Source organism: Pseudomonas sp. GL93, from assembly GCF_003408955.1.
Classification (GTDB): Bacteria; Pseudomonadota; Gammaproteobacteria; order Pseudomonadales; family Pseudomonadaceae; genus Aquipseudomonas; species Aquipseudomonas paracarnis.
The window spans coordinates 1-17,377 of the sequence record NZ_NKRF01000070.1 but is presented as its reverse complement, the minus strand read 5'-3'; the positions used below and the strand labels follow the sequence as shown (position 1 = coordinate 17,377).

Below are 17,377 nucleotides of genomic sequence, written 5' to 3'. Positions count from 1 at the left end.
AGCTCTGGGGTATCGTTCTCCGAACGAATATGCAAAGAGCTTGAGGCAGAAGACTGGATAACCAGCTTCATGGCGTACGCTGCCGGGGGACAGGCCCACGGGTACTTCTATACCTTAATCATTTAGATCAATAGTGCTATGAGTGGCGCTTTAGTCTCCATATTATCCACGTCATAAATTTCTTAGCCGTGGAGCGCTCCATGCCCGTCCAAGCCTTGTTCAAACCCTTCCAACTCGGCGCATTGCAACTGTCGACCCGCGTGGTCATGGCGCCCATGACCCGCTCGTTCTCCCCAGGTGGCGTACCTAATTCGAAAGTCATTGAGTACTACCGTCGCCGTGCCGCTGCTGGCGTGGGCTTGATCATCACCGAAGGCACGGTGGTCGGGCACCAGGCCTCCAATGGCTATCCCAACGTGCCGCATTTCTACGGTGAGGCCGCACTGGCTGGTTGGAAGAAAGTGGTCGATGCGGTCCACGCCGAAGGCGGCAAGATTGTCCCGCAGCTGTGGCATGTGGGCAGTGTGCGCCGTATCGGTACCGAACCTGACGCCAGCGTCCCGGCCTATGGCCCGATGGAAAAGCTCAAGGACGGCAACGTGGTTGTCCATGGCATGACGAAGCAGGACATCGCGGAGGTGATCAACGCCTTCGCCCAAGCCGCCAAGGATGCCCAGGCGATCGGCATGGACGGCGTGGAAATCCACGGTGCCCACGGCTACCTCGTCGACCAGTTTTTCTGGGAAGGCAGCAACCAGCGCACCGACGAATACGGTGGCAGCCTGGCCAACCGCTCGCGCTTCGCCATCGAACTGATCCAGGCGACCCGCGCCGCTGTTGGCCCGGACTTTCCGATTATCTTGCGTTTCTCCCAGTGGAAGCAGCAGGACTACACCGCACGCCTGGTACAAACCCCTGAAGCGTTGGGTGAGTTCCTCAAGCCATTGTCTGACGCTGGCGTGGATATTTTCCACTGTTCCACCCGTCGTTTCTGGGAGCCTGAATTTGAAGGCTCGGACCTCAACCTGGCCGGCTGGACGCGTCAGCTCACCGGCAAGCCAACCATCACGGTGGGCAGCGTGGGCCTGGATGGCGAGTTCCTGCAGTTCATGGTCAACACCGACAAGGTCGCCCAGCCTGCCAGCCTGGAGAAACTGCTGGAGCGCCTGAACAACGATGAGTTCGACCTTGTGGCAGTGGGCCGTGCATTGCTGGTGGACCCGGATTGGGCGGTGAAGGTGCGCGAAGGACGCGAGGGCGACATCTTGCCCTTCAGTCGTGAGGCGTTGATGACTCTGGTGTGAGCGGTGAGAGGGCAGGCACCGGTTGAACGTCCTCGCATACCCCACGCAACTGGCGCTCGAATTGCTCGATAATCGCCGGCCAGCCCTGACGGCTGGCATGTTGTCGGGCATTCAAGCGCACTCTGCGCAACGTTTCACGCTCCTCCAGCAGCCAGATGGCTGCGTCGCAAAATGCGTCTTCATCCCCAGGCATTGCCAGTGCGCCGCTATAGCCATGACGTAGATGCTGGCTTGCAGCAGCCTGGTCGTAAGCCACCACTCCCAGGCCAGACGCCATCGCTTCGAGCACCACATTGCCGAAGGTTTCGGTCAGGCTGGGAAACAGGAACAGATCCCCTGAGGCGTAATGCCTTGCCAGCTCTTCGCCGCGTTGAGTGCCGCAGAACACCGCATCGGGCAGCTCGCGTTCCAACGACGCACGCTGGGGGCCATCACCGACGACAATCAGCTTCATCCTCCGTAGTGGGTAGGTATCCTGTAACGCATCAAAGCACCGTTTGAGCAGCCCCAGATTCTTCTCCTGGGCCAGGCGTCCCACATGCAGCACGGCGACATCGCCGCTCTCCAAACCCCAACTCTCACGCAAGGCATTATCGCGTTTGGCAGGGTGGAACAGTTGGCTGTCCACACCCCGCGACAACATGCCCAGGCGCTCGAAATGTCGGCGCTCTAGTTCCAGGCGCTGACTGGCGCTGGGTACCAGTGTCAAGGTTGAGCGGTTATGAAACCAGCGCAGGTAATGGGTGACCATGCGACTTAACAGGCTCAAACCGTATTGGTTGGAGTACTGCTGAAAATTGGTGTGAAAACCGCTGACCACGCTGATGCCCAGGCGCCGAGCTGCACGTAATGCAGACAGCCCTAACGGCCCTTCGGTAGCGATATAGAGCACATCCGGGCGCTGGCGCGTCCAACGGCGCAGCAACTTGTGCATCGACGACTGACCCCATTGCAGGCCTGGATAGCCAGGCAGTGGCCAGCCGCGGCACAGCAGCAGTTCATCATCGCTGGGGCGGCTTTGGTCGGTACTTTGGCGTGGGCGTACCAGCTCGACCTGATGGCCGCGTGAGCGCAAGCCCTCGCACAGGCGGCCAAGGGTATTGGCCACCCCGTTGATTTCCGGCGGGAAGGTTTCGGTAATGAGGGTGATGTGAAGCGAGGCTGTCGTCATGACCCACAGTGTCGGCGTGGGCCATGTCGCCATTGTGTCAGTGCGATGATGGATTTATGACGTGGCCACCGCTTGCTTCTCCATTGCCTCGGCGCCTTGTTCTCGCACCCAGAACAACGTCGCGCCGGCCACCGCCGCAGGCATCATCAATAGGTTGACCACCGGCACCAGCAGTACCAGGTAGACAATGCCGCCAAAACTCATGCTCTGCCAGCGTTTCTGGCGCAGCCACGCGAGCATCTCGTTCCAGCCCAGCTTATGGTTATCGGCCGGGTAGTCGATGTACTGGATCGCCATCATCCAGACGCCAAACAGCAGCCACAACGGCGCCGCGATCAGGTTGACCACCGGGATGAACGACAGGATAAACAGGCCGATGGCACGTGGCAGGAAGTAACCCAGCTTGCGCATCTCCCGCGCCAGGGTGCGTGGGACCATGGCTGCCAGTTCGGCCCAACTGAACGGCGGGAAGTCATCGGTGCCGCGTACCACGACCTCGACTTTCTCGGCGAGAAACCCGTTGAACGGCGCGGCGATGATATTGGCGAGCATGGTGAACGTGAAAAACACCATCAGCACCACCAGCACGACAAACAGTGGCCACAACAGGTAATTCAAAAAGCCTAGCCAGTGGGGCAGCGTCGGCATCAAGTTGTCGACCCACAGGCTGAACTGATGGCCGGCGAAATAGATCAACCCGACGAACAGCACCAGGTTGATCGCCAACGGCAGCAACACAAACAGGCGCAGGCCAGGGCTCAACACCAGTTTGAGGCCTTCACGCAGGTATTGCGGGCCGGAAAGAGCAGGGGCGGGCATGGAGTACTCCGAGCAAAATGGCGAACGCGCCGACCTTACCGGCTTTGCACCTGTTGTGAAAGCGCGGGCAGGTAGGCGACATCCAGGGTTACAAAGGTGTCGATTAGCTCAATCGCGCGCATAGAGAACACCTATGAGCTGGATTGTTAATGCGTATTTCCTTAATCTTGCCCCCCTCGATACGCTGCACCCATTATTTTCAGGACCTGGCGAGTCAAAGCCTTCCCCAAGTGCTTCGCCGTCCTTTTTTATTCCCGCCGCCCTGTGGTCCGGGCGGTCGGTAGGAGTGAGTCATGTCTGATACCCGTCATTCCCGAGTGATTATTCTCGGTTCCGGCCCTGCCGGTTACAGCGCCGCTGTCTACGCTGCCCGGGCCAATCTCAAGCCGCTGCTGATCACCGGCATGCAGGCGGGCGGTCAGTTGACCACCACTACTGAAGTCGACAACTGGCCTGGCGATGTCCATGGTTTGACCGGCCCGGTGTTGATGGAGCGTATGAAAGAGCACGCCGAGCGCTTTGAAACCGAGATTGTCTTCGACCATATCAACAAGGTCGACTTCTCGAAAAAGCCTTACAGCCTGACCGGTGACAGCGGTGTGTACACCTGCGACGCGCTGATCATCGCCACCGGCGCCAGTGCACGTTACCTGGGCCTGCCATCGGAAGAAGCGTTCATGGGCAAGGGCGTTTCGGCCTGCGCCACTTGCGATGGTTTCTTCTACCGCAACAAGCCGGTTGCCGTGGTCGGCGGTGGCAACACTGCCGTGGAAGAGGCGCTGTACCTGGCCAACATCGCCAGCACCGTGACCCTGGTTCACCGCCGCGAGACTTTCCGCGCCGAGAAGATCCTGATCGACAAGCTGCACGCCCGTGTCGCCGAAGGCAAGATCATCCTCAAGCTCAACGCCACCCTGGATGAAGTCCTGGGCGACAACATGGGTGTGACCGGTGCCCGCCTGAAAAACAACGACGGCAGCTTCGACGAGCTGAAAGTCGACGGCGTGTTCATCGCCATCGGCCACACCCCGAACACCTCGCTGTTCGAAGGCGTGCTGGAAGCCAAAGACGGGTACCTGGTGGTGCAAGGCGGCCGTGAAGGCAATGCGACCGCGACCAACATCGAAGGTATCTTCGCTGCCGGCGACGTGGCAGACCACGTCTACCGACAGGCCATCACCTCGGCCGGCGCCGGTTGCATGGCGGCCCTGGATGCCGAGCGTTACCTCGACGGTTTGAAGGACGCTTCGTTCTAAACCCGTTGACTCAAAAAAACCGGCGAAAGCCGGTTTTTTTATGCCTGCGATCTAGCCGAGACACCGCAAAACAAATGTGGGAGCTGGCTTGCCTGCGATAGCGGTGTGATAGTCACCACCGTCATCGCGGGCAAGCCCGGCTCCCACATTGAGCGGGGTTGGTTATGAATCAGCGGCGAGTCAGAGGCTGTTCAGCAAACTTCACTGCGGCCAACCCATGGGCAATCAGCGCCCGAATATTGCCATGGTCACTGCCGTCCGGAGTAGCCACCACCGAACGGTAATGCTCACCAAACGCCAGCAACGCTTCTTGATCGCTCAAGCCTTCCAACAAGGCCAAGCCCAGGGTCTTGCAGGACCCTTCATTCTGCCCTGCGGCATTTTCCACACCGCCGTTGGTGAAAGCTTGCGGCTGGTAGTCGTAACCGGCCGCGACGAACGCCAGGGTATCGGCAAAGACGTGTTCGCCACTGTTGAGGCTGGCGCGCAGGGTGTTCAAATCAGTCATGAGGCTTCCCTTTGGCGAACGCGGCCTGTTGGTCGGCGTTGGCTTCTTGCTGGTATTGGGCTTTCCACTCGGCGTACGGCATGCCGTACACCACTTCACGGGCGTCATCGAGGCTGACCTCGATCTGGCGTTCGTCGGCTTCGGCCTTGTACCACTTGGACAGGCAGTTGCGGCAGAAGCCGGCGAGGTTCATCAGGTCGATATTCTGCACATCCTTGCGGCTGTCCAGATGGGCCACCAGTCGGCGAAAGGCGGCGGCTTCGAGTTCGAGGCGTTGTTGGTCGTTCATAGGGCTCACTTAATATCAGCGGCTGGCGGCCAGAGTGATCGAAACCGACTCGGCAAAGCGCAGCGCGTGGGGCTTGTCCACTTCGACTTCGGCGTACAGCACCGATTCGTTGCTCATCACCAGGTCCAGCAGTTCCTGGGTCAGGCGCTCCAGCAGGGCAAAGCGGTTGCCTTCGACATGAGCGATGATGGCCTTGGTGATGGTGCGGTAGTTCAGGGCGTGGTCGATATCGTTGTCACGCACGGCCTCCTGGGCGGCATACAGGATGGTCAGGTTGATCAGCACATCCTGCTTGTTGAGGATCTCGTCCTCGTTGATGCCGATAAAGGTGCGCAGGCACAGGTCCTTGACCCGGATACGCGCCATGCCTGGTTGAAGTTGTGGCATTGCTACTTGCTCCGTCCAATCAGTTGCAGGAACTCCATGCGGGTGGTGTTCGACTCGCGAAAGGCGCCGAGCATCACCGAGGTGTTCATGGTTGAATTCTGTTTCTCTACGCCGCGCATCATCATGCACATGTGCTTGGCTTCGATCACCACCGCCACGCCAGCGGCCTGGGTCACGTCCTGGATGGCGTCGGCGATTTGCCGCGTGAGGTTTTCCTGGATCTGCAGGCGCCGGGCGAACATGTCGACAATGCGCGCCAGTTTTGACAGGCCCAGCACCTTGCCGGTCGGAATATAGGCCACATGGGCCTTGCCGATAAAGGGCAGCAGGTGATGCTCGCACAACGAGTACAACTCGATGTCCTTGAGGATCACCATCTCGTCATTGTCGGACGCAAACAGTGCGCCGTTGACGATTTCTTCCAGGTTCTGCTCATAGCCGTGACACAGGTACTGCATGGCCTTGGCGGCACGCTTGGGCGTGTCGAGCAGGCCCTCGCGCTGCGGGTCTTCGCCCAGGCCCTTGAGGATCTCGCGGTAGTGGTGGGGCAGGGATAAGGTCATACAACATCCTCGCAAACGGCTTACTTGATATGCCGCCCGCCGTTGACGGTCAGGGTGGTACCAGTGACATAGGGGTTGTCCAGCAGGTAACGCACGCTCTGGTAGATCACCTCAGGCCCGGGCTCGATGCCCAGGGCCGACTTGGCCAGGACCTTGGCGCGATAGGCCGCGTCGTCGCTTTCGTTGAACATCACCATCGCCGGGGCGATACCGTTGACCTTGATCCGCGGCGCGAACTGCGCGGCAAACGATAGCGTGAGGCTGTCGAGGCCGGCCTTGGTGGCGCAATAGGCGATGTGCTGCCGGCTGCCCTTGCGCACCACGTCATCGCTGATATGCACGATATCGGCAGGTGTCGAGCGTTGCAGCAAAGGGGAACAATGCAGGTTGATCAGGTACGGCGCAAGCATGTGCACGCTGAACATGTCGATAAAGGCACGGCTTTCGTCGCCCGGGGTTTCGGCGACCCAGGCTGAAGCGTTGTGGATGATTGCTCGCAGGCTTTGAGTATGGTTTTTCACTGCGGCAATGAAAGCCAGCACTCCGGCTTCGCTGGAGAAGTCGGCAAACACACCGATGGCACCCCGTTCACGCAGTGCCTGCACGCCGGGACGTTCACTGCGGTAGCTGAATATCACCGATTGGCCTTCATCCAACAGGCGCTCGGCACAATGCAGGCCGACACGCTGGCCGGCACCGGTGATCAGGATCGGAGCGTTGGTTGCATTCATGGGAGGCTCAAGTCGCTGGCAGGCTCAAACTATACCAGCGCCCCGGCCTCCCTGTACTCAAGCGGCGGCTTCAGTGACTTTGCGCGGGGGCGAAGGGTGCAGCCAGTTCGCCAGCAGGTGGGTCGACAGCGGGATAAAGAGATAAACCATCAACGGGGTCAGGGCTGCGGTGCTCACCAGTACGCGGCTGAACAGGTCCAACTCGCTGAGCAGCGGCCCCAGGCCGAAGTTGAACAGCAACGATACCGGGAAAAAAGCCAACCAGATGGCCACCGCCTGTTTCCAGCGTGGCGGGCGTGCACCCACGGCACCAAACCAGCCATCGATACCGCTGACACGGTGCTCCGACGGGTCGGCAAACAGCTCGCTGCCACGGCTCAGCCACGCGCTGCGCGAAGCGGAGAACTCCCATGCGTGCAGGGTCTTTTCATCGGCAAAGCGAAAGATGATCTGGAACTCATCATCATGAGGTGGCGGGGCCAGCACGCCGGAACCCAGGTAACCGGGGAAGTCAGTCGCCAATTGCTCGCCTTCGCGCAGCCAGGCCATCAATTCTTCGTAGCGACCTTTGGCCACGCGGCGCGCAACCATCAAGGTGACGGGTGAGGTAGACATCGTATATCTCCAAATCAGCAAGTGCGCCGAGCCGGGTAGGCGGCGCACGGACGAAGCTGCGGGGTGGTGCAGCGACGCAAAAGAACAGGCAAGGATTATTCCGGTTTTGCCCAAATACGCCAGAAACTTCGGATGGATCGCCGCAGATCTTGAATCATGCAGATCAATCGGCGTTAAATGGTATTCAAATTCATATAAGTTTCTTGACCGCTGATGCCCGAAATCACTGCGCCTTTTCGCGAAACAACACCCGACAGCCACACTGACTGCGATGGGCTGTTTCCGATTCGTGAAGTGGCAAGACTCACAGGCGTAAACCCGGTGACGTTGCGTGCGTGGGAGCGTCGCTACGGTTTGATCCAGCCTTTACGCACCGAAAGTGGGCACAGGCTTTACTCAAGCACCGATATTGAAACCGTGCACCGCATCCTCGACTGGATCGAGCGGGGCGTGGCGGTGAGCAAAGTCGGCAAGCTTTTGGCACGCGACCCACAGCCCAACGAGCCGGCTACCGCGTCACGCAGCGATACCGAACTGGAGTGGCGCCAATGGCAGGCGCAACTGCGGCAGGCCATCAGTGCTTTTGATGATCGTGAGCTCGACCGGTTGTACGGCCAGATCTTCAGCGTCTATTCGACGACCGTGGTGTTCCAGGACATTTTGGTCCCGCTGTGGCAGCAGTTGTTACGTCACCAAGGCCGCTTTGGCCAAGCCAGCGAGTGGCTGTTCTTCGACAATTTCCTGCACTCGCGCGTCGCACGGTGCCTGCAAATGGCCTGTGCCTCGCCAGCGCCCCGGGTATTGCTCTCAGCCATTGCCGGAGAGTGCCGTGAGCTGGAGTTGCTGGTGGCGGGCTTGTTGATGTCGAGCGATAAACTGGCGGTTAAGGTCCTGGGCGTTGGCCAGCCACTGGATGAGTTGACGCTGATCTGCGAGCGCACTCGGCCGCAAGCCCTGGTGCTGTTTTCCAACCATGCCCCTGGCGCAGAGTTGGCATCACGGCTCAATCGCCTGGCCTTCACCCTCGATTGCCCGTTGTTGCTGGCTGGAGAGGCGTCAGAGCTGGCAGAACACAGCCTGGCGGATTCGTCGATTGGTTGCTTGGGCAATGACGGACGCTTGATGCCGCGCCGCTTGCAGCAACTGCTCAGCGGCCATCTGGATCCCGAGTCTCAGGCGTGAACGTGAGGATGCACCAGGCGGTGCTGGTGCAGGATGAACTGGCGTAGCCGTTCGATCTCATCGGCATCGCTTTGGCTCAGGCGATAGGCGAACAGGCCGCGGGCGGTTACCCGCTCCAGCGTACCGCGCAGGGCGATGCGTTCGTAGCCGGAAGGGCTGAACCACAGGGAAAACGTCTTTGGCGGTTTGACCCGGCCACGCACTTCTACCAGCACCCCTTTGAATGACACTTCGTGCACCCACAGCGCGCTGGGGTAGCCCTTGATGTTTTCCAGCGCCACCGGCGTTTCAAGCGCCAGGCGCCATGGGCGGATCATCGGCCCATCTTCAAAAATACTCGGTACGCCCAGGCGCAAATGCACAGCATGAAACTCATCTTCCACCAGATGCAACGGGAAGGTGAGTTGCTGGTTGTCGAACTGCGCCTGGATGGTGACCTGGTCGTGGGCGGCCAGCCGCGTGAGCAAATCGCGAATCTGCGCCCCGCCATTAACCGTCAGGCTCGACCATGCATCCCGCAGGTTGAGCTGCGGGTTGTGCTGCATGTCCTGGATAAAATCCAGCTCGTCCTGCGTCAATAGCGTGTCGCGTTGCATTGATCTAGCTCAAGGCTGAGGCATTAAAAAGCCATTATCGCTCTAAAGACCGCGTTTTTTACAGTTTGTTAATTCCACTCGTCGCCTTGAGTGCGGCGATCTCACTTTTGAGCTCGGCTAACTGGGCTTCCAGTTGGGCGACGCGCTGCTGTGCCTTGACTTGGGTGGTGACGTCTTTTTGCACGCCGACGAAATAGGTTTGCTTGTCGACCTCGTTGTACACGGTCGAAAGCGATAGCTCGTTCCAGAAAGGCGTGCCGTCCTTGCGAAAGTTGCGCAGGATCTCCCGGCAGGCGCCGCCGTTGTCGAGCGCGTCACGAATGGCGATCAAGGCCGGTTGGTCGCGGTCGCCCGACTGCAGAAAGCGGCAGTCCTGATAGAGGATCTCGTCGAGGGTATAGCCGGTCAGCCGTTCGAAGGCCGGGTTGACGTAGATCAGTGGTTTGTCTTTGCCTTCGCGTTCGGCAACGACGATCCCGTCATTGGACGCATTGACGACCATTTGCAGCAGTTTGGCGTTAATCATTGAGCGGTCCCTGGCCTGGTTTTGACCTTGCTAGTTTATGGCAAGTCTGGAATGTTGCACGGCGCGCACTGAAATATTGGCCCAGGCTGCTAATATCCCACGCTTTCACTCAACTACAGGATCAGATTGATGAAAGTCGCCATCCTCTCCGGCTCGGTCTACGGTACGGCTGAAGAAGTCGCTCGCCACGCGGAAGAAATCCTCAAGGACGCAGGTTTCAACGCCTGGCACAACGCGCGTGCCACGCTTGCAGACGTGCAGGCCTTTGCTCCCGATGCATTCCTGGCAGTGACCTCGACCACCGGCATGGGCGAGCTGCCCGACAATCTGCAACCTCTGTACTCAACCCTCCGCGACCAACTGCCCGCCGCCTGGCGCGGCCTGCCGGGAGCGGTCATCGGCCTGGGCGACGCCAGCTACGGCGATACCTTCTGTGGCGGCGGTGAACAAATGCGCGAATTGTTCGCCGAACTGGGCATCCGCGAAGTGCAGCCGATGCTGCGCCTGGACGCCAGCGAGAGCGTCACCCCGGAAGCTGACGCCGAGCCTTGGCTGGCCGATTTGATCACCGCGCTGCGCGGTTGAACCCCAGGGAGCGCCGTTATTGACGGCGCTTGTTTGACACGTATTTGTACTATTCTCTTGACTGACTCGCTCAGTCATCAAGCTGGCTGCCAAGGAAACTCCTTGCGCCTCGGCGTCTGACTAGACTGGCTCTCACTTTAGACACCATAAGAAGTGCGCCAAGGAGGTCATTGCCATGAGCCTAGCCCCTGCTCCATCGCCACAGAATGTCAAAGCCCAGGTCAGCCCCGCCGAATGGCAAACCCGCGTGGACCTTGCGGCCTGTTATCGCCTGGTGGCCATGCACGGCTGGGATGACCTGATCTTCACGCATATTTCGGCCAAGGTGCCGGGCACTGAAGATTTCCTGATCAACCCCTATGGGCTGATGTTCCACGAGATCACCGCGTCGAGCCTGGTCAAGGTTGACCAGGCCGGCAATAAGCAAATGGACAGCCCCTACGAGATCAACCCTGCGGGCTACACCATCCACAGCGCCATCCACGAAGTGCGCCACGACGTGACCTGCGTGCTGCACACCCACACTGCTGCGGGCGTGGCGGTGTGTGCGCAAAAGCAGGGTGTGTTGCCCATCAGCCAGCAATCGCTGTTTGTACTGTCCAGCCTGGGCTATCACGCCTATGAGGGCGTGGCGCTCAATCACGAGGAAAAGGCCCGGCTGCAAGCGGATCTGGGCCAGAACAATTTCCTGATGCTGCACAACCACGGCCTGCTGACCTGCGCCGGCACCATCGCCGATACCTTCCTGATGATGTTCACCTTCCAGCGCGCCTGCGAGATCCAGGTGCTGGCCCAGAGCGGCGGCACCGAGTTGATCGCCATCGAGCCGCAGATTCTCGCCGGTGCCAAGGCGATGGTGGCAGCTGTCACAAAAAGCGCCCAAGGTATGGGTGGTGCGCTGGCCTGGCCGGCGCTGCTACGCAAATTGGACCAACAGGACCCCGGGTATAAAAGCTGATGCCACTCGCCGAGATACCGCTCAGAGCCTGGCGCAAGCGCGGCCAGGACTTCGTCTTTCGTGGCCACACCGTGCGGTATTGGGTGGCCGGGCAGGGCGAGCCGTTGCTGCTGATTCATGGGTTCCCCACGGCCAGTTGGGACTGGCACTACCTGTGGCAGCCCCTGGCCCAGCGTAACCTGGTGATCGCCTGCGACATGCTCGGCTTTGGCGACTCGGCCAAACCCTTGAACCACGACTATTGCCTGTTGGAACAGGCCGATCTGCAACAGGCGCTGCTTGAGCACCTGCGGGTAGAGCGGCCGGTGCATGTGTTGGCTCATGACTATGGCGACAGCGTCGCCCAGGAGTTATTGGCCCGGCATTACGAGGGGCGGTTCCAGATGGCGAGCTGCGTATTTCTAAACGGCGGGCTGTTTCCGGAAACCCATCGGCCGGCGCTGGTGCAAAAGCTACTGCTCAGCCCGTTGGGCTGGATGATCGGTCGGGCCTTTGGGCGCAATGCCTTGGCCAGCAGTTTCAACCAGATCTTCGGCCCCCAGACGCGACCCAGTGAAAGCGTGCTGGATGATTTCTGGAGTTTGATCAGTTGCAACGACGGCCCGCGTATCCTGCACAAACTCATCGCCTACATTCCCCAGCGTCGTCGTCTGCGCGAGCGCTGGCTGGCGGCCATGCAGCGAGGCGAAGTGCCGTTGCGGGTGATCGACGGCGAGGTCGACCCGATTTCTGGTGCCCATATGGTCGAGCGCTATCGCCAACTGGTGCCCGAGCCCGACACGATAAGACTGGCCAATATCGGCCACTACCCGCAGATCGAGGCGCCGGTCCAAGTGCTCAAGCATTACCAGGCGTTTCGTGAGCGCATCAGCCAGCCTTCATCGCGCGCGGCCTATTCCTGAGCCTGCGCATCATCCTGCTGCCTTATCAAGCACCATTCAGCCCTGGCCGTCTTTATTGTGACCAAAGGCTACGTGCGTGACACTCTGCCTATTCCCATTGTCGCCAGCGGAGTTCGGTATGAGTGAGTCAGTGCAGTTTCAGGATAAGGTCGTGATCGTCACCGGCGCCGGTGGTGGCTTGGGCCAGGCCCATGCGCTGCTGTTCGCCAGGCACGGGGCCAAAGTGCTGGTTAACGACCTGGGTGGCTCAACCCAAGGCGAGGGCGCCAACGCCTCGGCGGCCGACCGGGTGGTGGCGCAGATCCGCGCGGCGGGCGGTATTGCCGAAGCCAACCATGACTCCGTCACCGACGGCGACAAGATCGTACAGAACGCCCTGGATGTTTTCGGCCGGGTCGACGTGGTGGTCAACAACGCCGGCATCCTGCGCGACAAGACCTTCCACAAAATGGACGACAGCGACTGGGACCTGGTTTACCGGGTGCATGTCGAAGGCGCCTACAAAGTCACCCGCGCCGCCTGGCGGCATTTGCGCGAGCAGGGTTATGGCCGGGTTATCTTCACGGCGTCGACGTCAGGTATTTACGGCAACTTCGGCCAGTCCAACTACGGCATGGCCAAGTTGGGCCTGTATGGCTTGACCCGCACCCTGGCGCTGGAAGGGCGCAAGAACAACATTCTGGTCAACGCGATTGCCCCCACCGGCGGCACGCGCATGACCGAAGGGCTGATTCCGCCGCAGGTGTTCGAGCGCCTCAAGCCGGAACTGGTCAGCCCGTTGGTGGTGTACCTGGGCAGTGAAGCTTGTGAAGAAACTGCCGGCTTGTTTGAAGTGGGTGGCGGCTGGATCGGCAAGACCCGTTGGGAGCGCAGCCTGGGCGTGGGTTTTGATCCCGAGGCCGGTTTTTCGCCGCAGGATGTGGCCGCGCACTGGCAGCAAATCTGCGATTTCGAAGGGGCTGCGCACCCCAAGGACAATATCGAGGCGTTGAAGGAAATGATGGCTAATTTGCAGAAGTTCAGCCTCTGATCATTGCCGGTAAATCAATGAATCCCACGGGGCGTCGATGACGCCCCGTTTTGTTTCGGGCATAAAAAAGGCCGCTGCATAGGCAGCGGCCGAAGTAAGACGTTGGATCAAGGAGCGACAAATCAACGTCAGTGAACACCGGGAACAGACTGATTACTGGATCAATCCGTTATAAATCGGCTTCTCTCCCCGATGCGGGAGCGGGCTGTTTGCCCTGAAAGCCAGGCAAGAATAATCGGTTGTAACAAAATGAGTAATAGCAAATCGGGACAAGGACTATTACCAAATCGGCAATAATTACCCGGCGCCATCGATTCCTCTGATAAGCCTTCATCCATCCCATGCATGGCTCGGTCCAGCGTCCTGCCAGGGAACCCCTTCATCCTTTCGAGCGACAACACGAATACCTCCTTGGTGCGCTTATCGCTCCTCAAGGGCGGCAGTAGGGTGGGGCCTTCTGTCACTCACCGGGGAAGACGCATGACAAAAACAATAATGCGCGCCATCTTCACGCCACAGGCGCTGGCCACTGCGGTTGCGCTGGGCTGCTGTGCCCAGGCGCAGGCTGTTTCGTTCAATATCGGCGAGATCGAAGGGCAATTCGACTCCTCGCTGTCCGTCGGCGCCAGTTGGGGCATGCACGATGCCGATAAAAGCCTGGTCGGCACGGTCAATGGCGGGACGGGCCAGGCGTCCACCGGGGATGACGGGCGCCTCAACTTCAAGAAGGGCGAGACCTTCTCCAAGATCTTCAAGGGGCTGCACGACCTTGAGTTGAAGTACGGCGACACCGGCGTATTCGTGCGTGGCAAGTATTGGTACGACTTCGAGCTCAAGGACGAAGGCCGCGAGTTCAAGCCCATCAGCGACCACAACCGTAAGGAAGGCGCCAAGTCCAGCGGTGCGCAGATCCTCGATGCCTTCGTCTATCACAACTACTCCCTGGGCGTCCTGCCCGGCACCGTGCGCGCCGGCAAGCAGGTGGTCAGTTGGGGCGAAAGTACCTTCATTGGTAATTCCATCAACAGCATCAACCCGATCGACGTGTCGGCGTTCCGCAGGCCCGGTGCCGAGATCAAGGAAGGCTTGATCCCGGTGAACATGCTGTTTGCCTCCCAGAGCCTGACCAATCAACTGACTGTTGAAGGTTTCTACCAACTGGAATGGGACCAGACGGTGCTGGACAACTGCGGCACCTTCTTCGGTGGGGACGTGGCGGCGGACGGCTGCACCAATAACTACACCGTCGGCAGCCCGGCGATCCGACCGCTGCAACCGGTGGCGGCTGCCTTTGGCCAAGGGTTTGGCGTGACCAATGAAGGCGTGATTGTGCGGCGTGCCGGTGACCGCGATGCGCGCGACTCCGGCCAGTTCGGCGCGGCCCTGCGCTGGCTGGGCGATGACACTGAGTACGGCCTGTACTTCATGAACTACCACAGCCGCACGCCAACCGTCGGCACCCTGACCGCCAATACCAACCTGGCGACTATCGGGCGCATTATCAACACTGCCAACGCCCTGGCGCCTGGCTCTGGCGCCGGCTTGGCGCAAAGCACCCTGCTTGGCCGTGGCCAGTACTACTTGGATTACCCGGAAGACATCCGTCTGTTCGGCGCCAGTTTCTCCACTACCTTGCCCACAGGCACGGCGTGGACCGGCGAGATCAGCTATCGGCCCAATGCGCCGGTGCAGCTCAACACCACTGACCTGACCCTGGCCTTGGTCAATCCCATCGCGGGTCAACTCGCCTCACCCATCCGCAGCAATTTCGGCGATGACAACAAAGGCTACCGCCGCAAGGAAATCACCCAGATCCAGAGCACCATGACCCAGTTCTTCGACCAGGTACTAGGCGCCGAGCGCTTGACCCTGGTGGGCGAAGCGGCGGTGGTGCACGTCGCGGGCCTGGAAGACAAAACCAAACTGCGCTACGGCCGAGACTCGGTGTACGGCGCCTACGGTTTCCAAGGTGACACCGACGGTTTTGTCACTTCCACCTCGTGGGGCTACCGGGCGCGCGCGATCCTTGACTACAACAACGCAATTGCCGGTGTGAACCTCAAGCCCAACCTGTCCTGGTCCCATGACGTCGCGGGCTACGGCCCCAACGGCTTGTTCAACAAAGGCGCCAAGGCCATCAGCGTCGGCGTGGATGCGGACTATCGCAGCACCTACACCGCAAGCCTGAGCTACACCGACTTTTTTGGCGGTGACTACAACACCCTGACCGACCGTGACTTCCTCGCCCTCAGCTTCGGCGTGAACTTCTGATCTGGCTTAAAAGAAGGACAAGACCCTATGCGTAAGATGATTGCAGTGTTGGCCCTGAGTGTATTGGCCGCCAACGTAATGGCGGCGGTATCGCCCGACGAAGCCGCTAAGCTCGGCACCAGCCTGACCCCGGTCGGCGCTGAAAAAGCCGGCAACGCCGATGGTTCGATCCCGGCCTGGACCGGTGGTATTCCGAAAAACGCCGGCGCGGTGGACAGCAAGGGCTTCCTCGCTGACCCCTTCGCCAACGAAAAACCGCTGTTCGTGATCACCGCCGCCACGGTGGACAAGTACAAGGACAAGCTCTCCGACGGCCAGGTGGCGATGTTCAAGCGCTACCCCGAGACCTACAAGATCCCGGTGTATCCCAGCCACCGCACGGTCAACTTGCCGGCGGACATTTACGAGTCGATCAAGCGCAGCGCCGTGAATGTGAAGGCGATCAACGATGGCAACGGCCTGGAGAACTTCACCGGCAACCGTTACTACGCGTTCCCTATCCCCAAGAATGGCGTGGAGGTGCTGTGGAATCACATCACCCGTTACCACGGCGGCAACCTGCGGCGCATCATCACCCAGGCCACGCCGCAGACCAATGGCAGCTACACGCCGATCCGCTTCGAAGAAGAAGTGGCGGTGCCCCAGGCCATCCCGGATATCGACCCGGCCAAGGCCGCCAACGTGCTCAGCTATTTCAAGCAGTCGGTCACCGCCCCGGCGCGGCTGGCAGGCAATGTGCTGCTGGTGCATGAAACCCTCGACCAGGTGAAGGAACCGCGCCTGGCCTGGATCTACAACGCCGGCCAGCGCCGTGTGCGGCGCGCACCGCAGGTGTCCTACGACGGCCCGGGCACCGCCTCCGACGGCCTGCGCACCACCGACAACTTCGACATGTTCTCCGGCGCGCCCGACCGTTATGACTGGAAACTGGTGGGCAAGAAGGAGATGTACATTCCCTACAACAGCTACAAGCTCGATTCGCCAAGCCTCAAGTACGACGACATCATCAAGGCCGGGCATATCAACCAGGACCTGACCCGTTACGAACTGCACCGCGTGTGGGAAGTGGTCGGCACCGTCAAGCCCAGCGAGCGGCACATCTATGCCAAGCGCCACATGTTCATCGACGAAGACAGCTGGCAAGTCGCGCTGGTGGACCACTACGACGGCCGCGGCCAACTGTGGCGAGTTGCCGAAGGCCATGCGCAGTTCTACTACGACCACCAAGTGCCGGCCTACACCGTAGAAACCCTGTACGACCTGATTGCCGGGCGCTACATCGCGCTGGGCATGAAGAACGAAGAGAAAAGCAGCTTCGTGTTCGGCTTCGCGGCCAAGGCGGCGGACTACACCCCGGCAGCACTGAGGTCGGAGGGCGTGCGCTGATTCCACACCTAAGTGAGGTTGAAAATGTGGGAGCTGGCTTGCCTGCGATAGCGGTGGGCCAGGCCGCTCATCGAGTGCTGTTGCACCGCCATCGCAGCAAGGTATCTACACAGCTTTGGGGCGACGCTGGACCTGTGGCGAGGGAGCTTGCTCCCGTGACGGCCTGACAGCCGACGCATCTCTACCTGACACCCCAGGCTCCAAATGTGGGAGCTGGCTTGCCTGCGATGACGGCCTTCCAGCCGACACAGCTATACCGAGTACATATCCATTCCTGCGGTAACGGCCACTTAGGGTT

19 protein-coding genes are annotated in these 17,377 nt (G+C 60.1%); 9 read left to right on the top strand and 10 right to left on the bottom strand.

The window, feature by feature from the left end; all coding sequences use genetic code 11:
* Positions 1-200 precede the first annotated feature (200 nt).
* A complete protein-coding gene (locus CER19_RS12965; protein WP_116666710.1) occupies positions 201-1,304 on the top strand; it encodes an NADH:flavin oxidoreductase in 1,104 nt (367 codons plus the stop codon).
* Here CER19_RS12965 and CER19_RS12960 read toward each other — a convergent pair.
* The gene (locus CER19_RS12960) at positions 1,273-2,475 is read right to left on the bottom strand and encodes a glycosyltransferase family 1 protein (RefSeq protein ID WP_116666709.1); all 1,203 of its coding nucleotides are present in this window, start codon (positions 2,473-2,475) and stop codon (positions 1,273-1,275) included. The genes CER19_RS12965 and CER19_RS12960 overlap by 32 nt on opposite strands.
* A 54-nt stretch (positions 2,476-2,529) precedes the next feature.
* Positions 2,530-3,294 (bottom strand): sulfate transporter CysZ, encoded by a 765-nt coding sequence (gene cysZ / locus CER19_RS12955; protein WP_116666708.1) that lies wholly within the window; start codon positions 3,292-3,294, stop codon positions 2,530-2,532.
* Positions 3,295-3,587: 293 nt separating this feature from the next.
* Here cysZ and trxB point away from each other — a divergent pair, with 293 nt between their 5' ends.
* Positions 3,588-4,550, top strand: a complete 963-nt coding sequence (gene trxB / locus CER19_RS12945; RefSeq protein WP_003194076.1) for a thioredoxin-disulfide reductase — start codon at positions 3,588-3,590, stop codon at positions 4,548-4,550.
* Between the two features lie 169 nt (positions 4,551-4,719).
* Here trxB and CER19_RS12940 read toward each other — a convergent pair whose 3' ends face one another.
* From CER19_RS12940 to CER19_RS12915, 6 genes are read right to left on the bottom strand one after another with little or no spacing between them, the layout of a single operon-like run.
* The gene (locus tag CER19_RS12940; RefSeq protein WP_116666707.1) at positions 4,720-5,058 is read right to left on the bottom strand and encodes a HopJ type III effector protein; all 339 of its coding nucleotides are present in this window, start codon (positions 5,056-5,058) and stop codon (positions 4,720-4,722) included.
* Entirely contained in the window at positions 5,051-5,347 is a 297-nt protein-coding gene (locus CER19_RS12935; RefSeq protein ID WP_032879544.1) for a DUF1244 domain-containing protein, read from the bottom strand. The genes CER19_RS12940 and CER19_RS12935 overlap by 8 nt, the downstream gene beginning before the upstream one ends.
* A gap of 15 nt (positions 5,348-5,362) precedes the next feature.
* Positions 5,363-5,734, bottom strand: coding sequence for a dihydroneopterin triphosphate 2'-epimerase (gene folX, locus CER19_RS12930; protein ID WP_003194073.1), 372 nt, complete (start codon positions 5,732-5,734; stop codon positions 5,363-5,365).
* 2 nt (positions 5,735-5,736) lie between these two features.
* Positions 5,737-6,297 (bottom strand): GTP cyclohydrolase I FolE, encoded by a 561-nt coding sequence (gene folE, locus CER19_RS12925; protein ID WP_003194072.1) that lies wholly within the window; start codon positions 6,295-6,297, stop codon positions 5,737-5,739.
* Positions 6,298-6,317: 20 nt separating this feature from the next.
* Entirely contained in the window at positions 6,318-7,028 is a 711-nt protein-coding gene (gene folM, locus CER19_RS12920) for a dihydromonapterin reductase (protein WP_116666706.1), read from the bottom strand.
* Positions 7,029-7,085: 57 nt separating this feature from the next.
* On the bottom strand, positions 7,086-7,643 hold the full coding sequence (locus CER19_RS12915; RefSeq protein WP_032895348.1) for an antibiotic biosynthesis monooxygenase: 558 nt from the start codon (positions 7,641-7,643) through the stop codon (positions 7,086-7,088).
* A gap of 213 nt (positions 7,644-7,856) precedes the next feature.
* On the opposite strand from CER19_RS12915, the gene CER19_RS12910 reads away from it, so the two are divergent.
* Positions 7,857-8,825, top strand: a complete 969-nt coding sequence (locus CER19_RS12910) for a MerR family transcriptional regulator (RefSeq protein ID WP_116666705.1) — start codon at positions 7,857-7,859, stop codon at positions 8,823-8,825.
* Here the strand turns inward: CER19_RS12910 and CER19_RS12905 are convergent.
* Both CER19_RS12905 and CER19_RS12900 read right to left on the bottom strand, forming a co-directional pair.
* Complete coding sequence (locus CER19_RS12905; RefSeq protein ID WP_116666704.1) at positions 8,816-9,421, bottom strand: hypothetical protein; 606 nt, start codon at positions 9,419-9,421, stop codon at positions 8,816-8,818. The two genes, CER19_RS12910 and CER19_RS12905, sit on opposite strands and share 10 nt — an antisense overlap.
* Positions 9,422-9,479: 58 nt before the next feature.
* On the bottom strand, positions 9,480-9,947 hold the full coding sequence (locus CER19_RS12900; RefSeq protein ID WP_116666703.1) for a PAS domain-containing protein: 468 nt from the start codon (positions 9,945-9,947) through the stop codon (positions 9,480-9,482).
* A 129-nt stretch (positions 9,948-10,076) separates the two neighbouring features.
* On the opposite strand from CER19_RS12900, the gene CER19_RS12895 reads away from it, so the two are divergent.
* The 6 genes from CER19_RS12895 to CER19_RS12870 all read left to right on the top strand — a co-directional run bounded on the left by CER19_RS12895 (position 10,077) and on the right by CER19_RS12870 (position 17,079).
* The gene (locus tag CER19_RS12895; RefSeq protein WP_116666702.1) at positions 10,077-10,532 is read left to right on the top strand and encodes a flavodoxin; all 456 of its coding nucleotides are present in this window, start codon (positions 10,077-10,079) and stop codon (positions 10,530-10,532) included.
* 175 nt (positions 10,533-10,707) lie between these two features.
* Positions 10,708-11,490 (top strand): class II aldolase/adducin family protein, encoded by a 783-nt coding sequence (locus CER19_RS12890; protein ID WP_116666701.1) that lies wholly within the window; start codon positions 10,708-10,710, stop codon positions 11,488-11,490.
* Positions 11,490-12,392, top strand: a complete 903-nt coding sequence (locus CER19_RS12885) for an alpha/beta fold hydrolase (RefSeq protein WP_116666700.1) — start codon at positions 11,490-11,492, stop codon at positions 12,390-12,392. Before CER19_RS12890 ends, CER19_RS12885 begins: the two co-directional genes overlap by 1 nt.
* A gap of 118 nt (positions 12,393-12,510) precedes the next feature.
* A complete protein-coding gene (locus CER19_RS12880; protein WP_116666699.1) occupies positions 12,511-13,422 on the top strand; it encodes an SDR family oxidoreductase in 912 nt (303 codons plus the stop codon).
* Positions 13,423-13,902: 480 nt separating this feature from the next.
* Positions 13,903-15,693 carry a DUF1302 domain-containing protein gene (locus CER19_RS12875; RefSeq protein ID WP_116666698.1) on the top strand — a complete coding sequence of 597 codons (1,791 nt, stop codon included), beginning with the start codon at positions 13,903-13,905 and terminating at the stop codon, positions 15,691-15,693.
* 27 nt (positions 15,694-15,720) lie between these two features.
* Positions 15,721-17,079 carry a DUF1329 domain-containing protein gene (locus CER19_RS12870; RefSeq protein WP_116666697.1) on the top strand — a complete coding sequence of 453 codons (1,359 nt, stop codon included), beginning with the start codon at positions 15,721-15,723 and terminating at the stop codon, positions 17,077-17,079.
* Positions 17,080-17,377: the final 298 nt, after the last annotated feature.